This window comes from Dissulfurimicrobium sp., assembly GCF_049968175.1.
GTDB classification, from domain to species: Bacteria; Desulfobacterota; Dissulfuribacteria; order Dissulfuribacterales; family Sh68; genus Dissulfurimicrobium; species Dissulfurimicrobium hydrothermale.
Map to the genome: position 1 here is coordinate 55,992 of NZ_JBMFRG010000001.1, position 8,470 is coordinate 64,461.

At 51.7% G+C, this 8,470-nt stretch carries 8 protein-coding genes, 1 tRNA gene and 1 riboswitch; of the genes, 3 read left to right on the forward strand and 6 right to left on the reverse strand.

The window, feature by feature from the left end; genetic code table 11:
- Positions 1-13 precede the first annotated feature (13 nt).
- From rbfA to ACP5SG_RS00290, 6 genes are all read right to left on the reverse strand, one after another.
- On the reverse strand, positions 14-376 hold the full coding sequence (rbfA, locus tag ACP5SG_RS00265; RefSeq protein ID WP_237888970.1) for a 30S ribosome-binding factor RbfA: 363 nt from the start codon (positions 374-376) through the stop codon (positions 14-16).
- A gap of 2 nt (positions 377-378) precedes the next feature.
- The gene (locus ACP5SG_RS00270; protein WP_237888971.1) at positions 379-708 is read right to left on the reverse strand and encodes a DUF503 domain-containing protein; all 330 of its coding nucleotides are present in this window, start codon (positions 706-708) and stop codon (positions 379-381) included.
- A gap of 56 nt (positions 709-764) precedes the next feature.
- On the reverse strand, positions 765-3,530 hold the full coding sequence (infB, locus tag ACP5SG_RS00275) for a translation initiation factor IF-2 (protein ID WP_237888972.1): 2,766 nt from the start codon (positions 3,528-3,530) through the stop codon (positions 765-767).
- Positions 3,531-3,551: 21 nt separating this feature from the next.
- Entirely contained in the window at positions 3,552-4,832 is a 1,281-nt protein-coding gene (gene nusA, locus ACP5SG_RS00280) for a transcription termination factor NusA (protein WP_237888973.1), read from the reverse strand.
- Positions 4,833-4,852: 20 nt separating this feature from the next.
- A complete protein-coding gene (rimP, locus tag ACP5SG_RS00285) occupies positions 4,853-5,314 on the reverse strand; it encodes a ribosome maturation factor RimP (RefSeq protein ID WP_424661828.1) in 462 nt (153 codons plus the stop codon).
- 153 nt (positions 5,315-5,467) lie between these two features.
- Positions 5,468-5,543: transfer RNA gene (locus tag ACP5SG_RS00290), tRNA-Gly, on the reverse strand.
- Between the two features lie 113 nt (positions 5,544-5,656).
- Positions 5,657-5,731: riboswitch (Fluoride riboswitch) on the forward strand.
- Positions 5,732-5,787: 56 nt separating this feature from the next.
- On the opposite strand from ACP5SG_RS00290, the gene ACP5SG_RS00295 reads away from it, so the two are divergent.
- The 3 genes from ACP5SG_RS00295 to ACP5SG_RS00305 form a co-directional block, all read left to right on the forward strand.
- On the forward strand, positions 5,788-6,957 hold the full coding sequence (locus ACP5SG_RS00295; RefSeq protein WP_428120902.1) for a cation:proton antiporter: 1,170 nt from the start codon (positions 5,788-5,790) through the stop codon (positions 6,955-6,957).
- A 55-nt stretch (positions 6,958-7,012) separates the two neighbouring features.
- Entirely contained in the window at positions 7,013-7,306 is a 294-nt protein-coding gene (locus ACP5SG_RS00300) for a universal stress protein (RefSeq protein ID WP_428120907.1), read from the forward strand.
- A 12-nt stretch (positions 7,307-7,318) separates the two neighbouring features.
- A partial coding sequence (locus tag ACP5SG_RS00305) for an MFS transporter (RefSeq protein WP_428120910.1) occupies positions 7,319-8,470 on the forward strand: 1,152 nt, incomplete at its 3' end.

Genomic DNA, 8,470 nt, shown 5'->3' on the forward strand with positions numbered 1-8,470 from the left:
AACAACATCCTTTTTAGGCCTTCTCTCTTTCCTTGGCCCTGTTGATCAACATCTCTATTCTGGCCCTATCTTCAAGGCTGTGATCGATCAAAAACTGAAGTTCGGGCACACGCCTTATGTCAATTCGAGAGGCAAGGGCAGACCTGATAAAACCCCCGGCGCTCCTAAGACCAGCCAGGACCTCGGACTGTTCCTTGGGGCCGCCCATGACCGACACAAACACCTTTGCGTAACGCAGGTCTTCGCTCACATCCACATGCATAACAGCCATAACGGCAGCTATCCTCGGGTCTTTGATCTCACCCATAAACATGGCAGCCAGATCCCTCTTGATCTGATCAGCAACCCGCTTCGAACGTGAAAACCTGTGAGGCATACTTAAAGACCTTGTCTGTTAAAATGTATTATCTCTATATCCGTCTCGATCACCTCTACAAGACGGATACCTTCTATAAAATCCAATATCTTGTTCAATGCCGCGTCTATTACTGGCTGGCGGTTGCCTATGGTGGTTATCCCAATCTCAGCCAGCTGCCAGAGGTCATGATAGGCCGTCTCAGAGACCGCCACATTAAACCTACTCCTGATGCGACCTATCAGACTACTTATCACCTGCCTCTTGCCTTTAAGCGAATGATTATCAGGCAACCTCACACTGAGTCTTACCACGCCTACAACCATTGTATATGCTGTATCTGCATCAACCATTTCGCATCCAAGTTCCGCTCTTTCCACTCGAGGGGATTAATGGAGGAAAGAGGGATTTATTGCAGAGCATCCCCCTCTGAAACGACATCGCCCAAGACCGCAGCCTTCTCTTCCAGCTTATAGGTTTCTATTATGTCACCGGCCTTGATGTCGTTGAACTTTTCAAGACCTACACCGCATTCGTAACCCGCATGCACCTCTCTTACGTCTTCTTTAAAGCGACGCAGGGATATAATCTTGCCTGTATATACTACCACATTGTCTCTGAGCAGCCGCGCCTTAGAATTCCTCTGCATAATGCCCTCGAGCACATAACAGCCTGCAACGACCCCAACCTTTGGGATATGAAACGCCTGGCGCACCTCAGCCCTCCCTGTAATCTTTTCTTCATATACGGGCTCCAAAAGGCCCGTCATTGCACTTTTTACCTCTTCGATGGCATTGTATATGACATCATAAAAACGGATATCGACCCTCTCTTGCTCTGCCAGGGCCCTTGCCTGCGGGCTCGGTCTCACATTAAAACCGATTATGATGGCATTCGAAGCCGAGGCAAGCAGAACGTCTGATTCGGTAACAGCGCCGATGCCGCTTCCGACTACATTTACCTTTATCTCATTTGTACTAAGCTTGCGAAGCGCATTGGCAAGGGCCTCCAGCGAACCCTGAACATCCACCTTCAGGACTATATTGAGCTCTTTGATCTCATCTTCTTTAAGCCTATCAAACACACTCTCGAGGCTCATCTTTCTCACCTTAGCGAATTCAGCCTCCCTGGCCTTTCTCTGGCGGTATTCGGCCACCTCCCTTGCCTTTTTCTCGTCCGGCAAGACTATAAATTCATTGCCTGCCTCCGGCACGCCGGAGAGACCTTGAATCTCAACAGGCATTGATGGACCGGCCGATTCTATCTGCCCGCCTTTGTCGTTTATCATGGCCCTTACCTTGCCGTAATATAGCGAACACACTATGGCGTCACCCACATGAAGGGTACCGTCGGATATAAGGAGCGTCGCCACAGGACCGCGGCCCTTATCAAGCTTGGCCTCGATTACATGCCCCTTGGCCGGCCTCTTCGGATCAGCCTTAAGCTCAAGTACTTCTGACTGCAATGCAAGCATCTCAAGGAGTTCTTCTATGCCGATCTTTTTCTTGGCCGAGATGTTTACAAATATGGTGTCTCCACCCCATTCCTCCGGCACAAGACCCAGCTCAGCAAGCTCACTCTTTACCTTGTCAGGGTTAGCGCCTGGCTTGTCGATCTTGTTCACGGCAACTATAATAGGCACCCCGGCCGCCTTGGCATGATCTATCGCCTCCTTCGTCTGGGCCATTACACCGTCGTCCGCTGCCACAACAAGTATTACGATATCAGTGACCTTAGCACCCCTTGCGCGCATGGCGGTAAACGCCTCATGGCCAGGCGTATCGAGAAATACCACTTCATGGCCGGAAGGCAGCGTAACGTGATATGCGCCTATGTGCTGCGTGATCCCGCCAGCCTCTCCTGAGGCGACATCTGCATGGCGTATCGCATCTAAAAGTGAGGTCTTTCCGTGATCCACATGACCCATGACGGTCACGACCGGCGGGCGCAATCTCAGATCTCCGCCGCCGATCTGGGCCTCTTCCATCTGGATCATGTCTTCGGCAACGGCTTTTTTTTCGACCTCATAATCAAAATCAGCCGCGACCAGCATGGCCGTCTCATAATCAATGGCCTGGTTTGCAGTAACCATGACACCCAAACGTATGAGCCTTGCAATTACATCACCGACCTTGATCCCCATGCGCTTGGCAAGCTCTCCGACCTGGATGGTCTCATATATGACCAGCTTTCGCTTACCTGGCCTTAGAGGGGACGGCGCAGCGGCCTCACCAGACTTTTTGGCCTTGGAGGCCTTTTTCTTCAAAGGGGCCGAGGGTTTTGGAATAGACGGCAACATCTCAGGCTCAGCCTGTATGGGAGCCTCAATAAGACCCAATTCTTCAACCAGGAGCTTTGTGATGGGCTTCGGTTTCTCTTGTTTTTTCGGCTGCGCCTTGCGCCTCTTTGCGGTTTCTTCCATCTCCGACATCTGCACGACGCGTTTCAGCTGTTTCTTTTTTGCAGCCTTTTCGACAGGCGGGATAATGACAGGTGGTACCTCAACTTGAGGACCTATTTTCAGAGGTCCACCAGACCTTTCGGCCAATTGCTCCTTTGACGGCCTCGGGCCAAGAGGCCTTTGCTGAGCCTGCCTCGGCGGCGCCTGGCGTTGGGCTGGCTTGGTGATCACGACCTTGGGTCTATCAAGTATCTTTACAAAACTCTTCGGCCCTGCCGGCCTTTCATCCTCTCTTTTCCCAGCCTCTATTCGACCGCCTTCAGGTTGCTCAACCAGTCCGACATCTTCATGCTCGCCTTCCCTGACAATCGGCTCGCCGCCAGCCTGAGCCGCACCGGAAGCAGCCTCTACCAAAGCCGATCCAGACTCAACCTCACCGTGCATCTCTTCAGAAACAGAAACCTCCTGGGCCTGAACCTGGGCAGGACCTTCTTCCGTCTTGGTTGACTCTTCGGAAAGACCGGATGGGACTAATTTTTTTATGCGGATCACTGCATGTCTGCGCCTGACCACAGGGGTGGATTCCTTTTTTTGAAAGGCTGCAACCCCTTCTTTTTCGGCCAAGATCTTCCGCCTGATCTCCTGGGCCTCATAGTCCTCAAGGGTACTCATGTAGCTTTTGATCCTGTAGCCTAGCTCTTTGAGCCTCAACTCCATCTCTTTGTTGGCTATGCCAAGCTCCTTAGCCAGTTCGTGGACTCTTATCTTTGCCATCTTTACCCTCTAACTCTTCCATTAGGCCGCCGGCTCATCACCTGCAGCGGCCTGACCCTCACCCTGTGCCGCCAGAGGCATCTTCGCCGCCTCTTTGATCAGCGAAGCGGCCGCCTCTCTTTTGATGCGCGCCCCACGGGCCAATTCAACCGGATCCATGCCAGCCAGCTGTTCAGGCGTCTTTATGCCCTGCTCATATATCTTGTCAGCTATAGCCTCCGTCATACCAGGCACCTTCAACAATTCAAGATATGCCGGGTCTTCAAGGTGTGCATAGCGAAGCTCGCTCTTGACATCTATCTTCCAACCCATAAGCTTTGCAGCAAGACGCACGTTTTGCCCCTGACGTCCTATGGCCAACGACAGCTGATCGTCAGGGACAATAGCCTCAAGGCTATGGTTGTTTTCGTCAACTATGACCTTGGAACACTCGGCCGGGGCGAGGGCATTATACAGATATCTGGCCGGATCAGGGCTCCATGGGACGATATCTATCTTTTCGCCCCTGAGTTCCTGCACAACCGCCTGCACCCGCGAACCTCTCATACCCACACATGCCCCCACAGGGTCGACATCAGATGCACTGGAACTCACGGCGATCTTGGCCCTGCTGCCTGGCTCCCTGGCGACACCCATGATCTTTACGGTGCCATCGGCGATCTCGGGCACCTCAAGGCTAAAGAGCTTTACAAGAAAATCGGGATGGGTCCTGGAGAGCACAACCTGCGAGTCTTTTGCATCCCTCTTGACCTCGAGAATATATGCCCTCACCCTGTCACCGCGTCGATAATTTTCTGTAGGTATCTGTTCTGACACTGGCAAGACTGCCTCGGTACGCCCAAGGTTTACAATGGCATTGCCACGCTCAAACCTCTGAATCGTACCGTTTACTATATCGCCGACCCTGTCCTTGAACTCTTCGTAGATCAGATCCTTTTCAGCCGTCTTCATCTTCTGCATTATCACCTGCCTGGCAGACTGAGCGGCAATCCTGCCAAGAGAGGACACATCCATCTTTACGCCGATGCTATCTCCCAATTGGCTCTCGGGGTCGAGCTCCCTCGCCTCCTCAAGCGATATTTCGATGTCTTTGTTGGATGCATTTTCCACCACGACCCTGTATTGAAAGACCTCAATCTCTCCAAGCTCGGGATTGTAATTGACCTCTAGCTCAAGATCGGCACCGTAACGCCTCTTGATCGCAGATTTTATGGCCTCTTCAAGGGCGGATATCAGGATTTCCCGGTCCAGACCCTTTTCCTTACTTACCTGATCTATAATCTTTTTAAGCTCTGAAGACATGATTTAGTGTCCTTTAGCGTTTAAATAATATCAAGCCTGGCCTTTGATATCTTCTCAAATGGGATCTCAAAGGCAATCTTGTCCGCAAACACCGCCACAATCCCATTGCTCACACCCTCCAAAAGGCCCCTGAAACGCCTACGCCCGTTTATGAGTTCACTGGTCTCAATAAATACATTTTGACCCCTGAATCTCTCAAAGTCCTCCATCTTTTTAAGCGGCCTGTTTATCCCAGGCGAAGAGACCTCAAGTGTGTACGGACCTTCAATAGGGTCGTGCACATCAAGTATATCCCCGGCCAGACGGCTGATCTCGGCGCAATCGTCTATGTCGACACCCCCTGCCTTGTCCAAGACAAGCCTTAAGACCATTCCGCGAGGATCACGGCCGCAATGCACATCCACAAGCTCCATTCCATACGATGCAATGACCGGCTCAAGAAGCGCCCTCACTACGTCTTCCGTCTTTTTTTCTCTTGCCATAAATAAAAAACGGGCCTAAAGCCCGCTTCAATAAGTAGGGTTTATGATATTTTAAAATTATCCCCAAAAAGGACAAATCCACATAAACTCCACTAATTGAAGTAAGGCCGCGGCTGCCTTGCGGCAGCCAGTTGCGCAAACCTCAAAAAGGGATGGAGCGGGCGACGGGCCTCGAACCCGCGACCCCAAGCTTGGGAAGCTTGTACTCTACCAACTGAGCTACGCCCGCCTTACTTTGAACGCAATATTAAGGATTATAAAGTGATATGTCAAGGAATATATTTGCTGACAGAAATATGTTGCTAACCGTTGCTTGCTTTTCCAGCATCATGATGATATAAAATTCATACAGGCGATGGGGTTCGCCGTTAACCGCACCTGATTTCATAAGCAGAGGCTAATGACTCCTATCCTTAAAATTCAAATTTTTAAGGATAGGAGTTTTTTTATACCTATCCGAAAGGAGAAGGCTCATGCATGAGGTCTGGGGTATAGCGGCGCTATGGTTGGGTCTTGCCTTGATCGCCACCCTTCTTTCCATCTGGTTTCGTATCGCCACCGCCCTTTCCGAAATTGTGGTGGGTACGGTGGCGCAGCTCTTGATCGGCGCCTTGATCGGGCGGTCTTTGGGTGCTGGTGAGCCGTGGATCGTGTTTTTGTCAGGCGCAGGGGCCATAGTGCTCACATTTCTGGCAGGGGCGGAGCTTGATCCGGATGTCTTCAAAATCAAGTGGAAAGAGGCCACGGTCATCGGCATCATCGCCTTCTTTGCGCCCTTTTTGGGGTGCGCAGCCCTGGCCTATTATCTCCTTGGCTGGTCGAGCCAGGCAAGCTGGCTTGCGGGGGTCGCGCTTTCAACCACCTCTGTCGCGGTCGTCTATGCGGTCATGCTTGAACTTGGATTTAATAAGACTGAATTTGGAAAGGCCGTTCTGGCCGCATGTTTTGTGAATGACCTCGGGACGGTCGTTGCGCTCGGCATGATCTTTGCGCCATTTACCATCAAAACAGTTATCTTTATTGTATCCGGCATCGCGGTATTTATCATCCTCCCCTATCTTACCCCGAGATTTTTCAAAAAATACGGCGACCGCCCGTCTGAGCTTGAGGCCAAATTTCTGCTTCTTGTCCTCTTCGGCCTCGGCTCCCTGGCTGCCTGGTCTGGAAGCGAGGCGGTCCTGCCGGCATATCTCGTGGGCATGGTGCTTGCCGGAACGGTCGGTAAAGACCATGTGCTTATCAGGAGGCTGAGGACCCTGACCTTCGGCCTCCTCACCCCTTTCTATTTTATAAGGGCAGGCTCTTACGTGTCCGTCTCGGCCCTTTTCGCCGCGCCCTTTGCCCTCCTCGTCCTCTTTATGGGCAAGATGATCACCAAGATAATAGGTGTCTATCCAGCCACGAAGCTCTATAGGTACGCCCAAAAGGAGGCGGTTTACACCACCCTTCTCATGTCAACAGGTCTGACCTTCGGCTCCATATCGGCCCTCTTCGGCCTGACCCATGGTATAATTACTAAAGGGCAGTACTCGCTTTTGATAGCAACGGTGATCGGAAGCGCAGTGGTCCCGACGCTCATTGCCAACGCCTTTTTCCTCCCTCACTATCTATTGCCTGAGAGAAAAGATGTGGACAAAAAATAAAGGGGACTTGAAGGGACGATTTTTAAAGGTCCCCTAAAAACAAAAGGAGGCAGATATGCTTAAAAAAATCATCGTCGCATTTGACGGCTCGCCCCAGTCCTACAAGGCCTTTGACTTCGCCCTCGAACTGGCCAGGTTCTGTCCGGGCGCAGGAGAAGGGCCTGAGGTCACAGTCATTTCTGTGGCCCAGCCGCCTGAACTAAGTGAAATTGTGGAGATGGATGCGGTTATCGACAATGCAACCAGGCATTATAAGGGACTTCACTCGGAGCTTGAGAAAAAGGCAGAAGAAAAGGGTATTCAAATAGAAACAGACATACTTGTAGGCCACCCTACTGTGGTGAAATAAAAGAGGGGATAAATGCAAGAAAAAAGGGGGCTCTTTGGATTCACCAGGGGATTCAATAAAAATGTAGTCATCACGGGCCTTGTGAGTTTCTTCATGGATGCAAGTTCAGAGATGGTCTATCCGCTTGCGCCCCTGTTTCTGGCCAATGTCCTTGGCGCGGACAAGGCGATTATAGGTCTCATCGAGGGCATTGCAGAGTCCACAGCAAGTATTCTAAAGGTCTTCTCCGGATGGCTCTCAGACAGGATCGGGAGCAGGAAGTGGCTTATGGCCACCGGATATAGTCTGGCGGTCTTGAGCAGACCCATCATGGCCATATCTGGATCATGGCATGAGGTCCTGGCCTCAAGGTTCATAGATCGCCTTGGCAAAGGGGTGCGAACCGCCCCGCGGGATGCAATCCTGGCCGAGTCCACAGAGGCGGCCTATCTTGCCAGGGCATTCAGCCTTCACCGCTCCATGGACACCATGGGCGCAGTGGCGGGACCGCTTGCGGCCTTTTCAATTCTCGGACTTTTCCAGAACAATTACAGGCTTGTCTTCTGGATCTCGATAATCCCAGGGGTTATAGCGGTGCTCCTCATCGTCTTTTTTATCACGGAAAAGAAGAAGGCGAAGACGCCTGCCGCCGAAAGGCCCTGTCTCACCTTGAGGCATTTCAACTGGAGATTCAGGCTCTTCATAGTAATCGCCGTCATATTCGCCTTTGGCAATTCAAGCGACGCATTCCTGATACTCAAGGCGCAACAAGCGGGCATCAAACCCACGCTCATCCCGATAGTCTATCTAATATTCAACCTGATCTATGCCTTCTCAGCCATCCCTGCGGGCATGGCCGCTGACAGATTCGGGAAAAAACGGATAATCCTTCTTGGACTTATCCTGTTTGCGTTCGTCTATTACGGCTTTGCAGTTACGGGAGATGCCCGCGTGGTCTGGCTCCTGTTTGCCCTGTACGGTATATTCATGGGGCTTACCGAAGGGATCCAGAAGGCATACCTTGCAACCATTATACCCCAGGACTTCAAGGCCACTGCATTCGGCGTGTACAATACCGTTGTGGGACTCGCCATGCTCCCTGCAAGCATCATCGGGGGCTGGCTCTGGGATCACGTCTCTTCATCCGCGACCTTCTATTTCGGTTCGGCCATGGCGGCTGTCTCG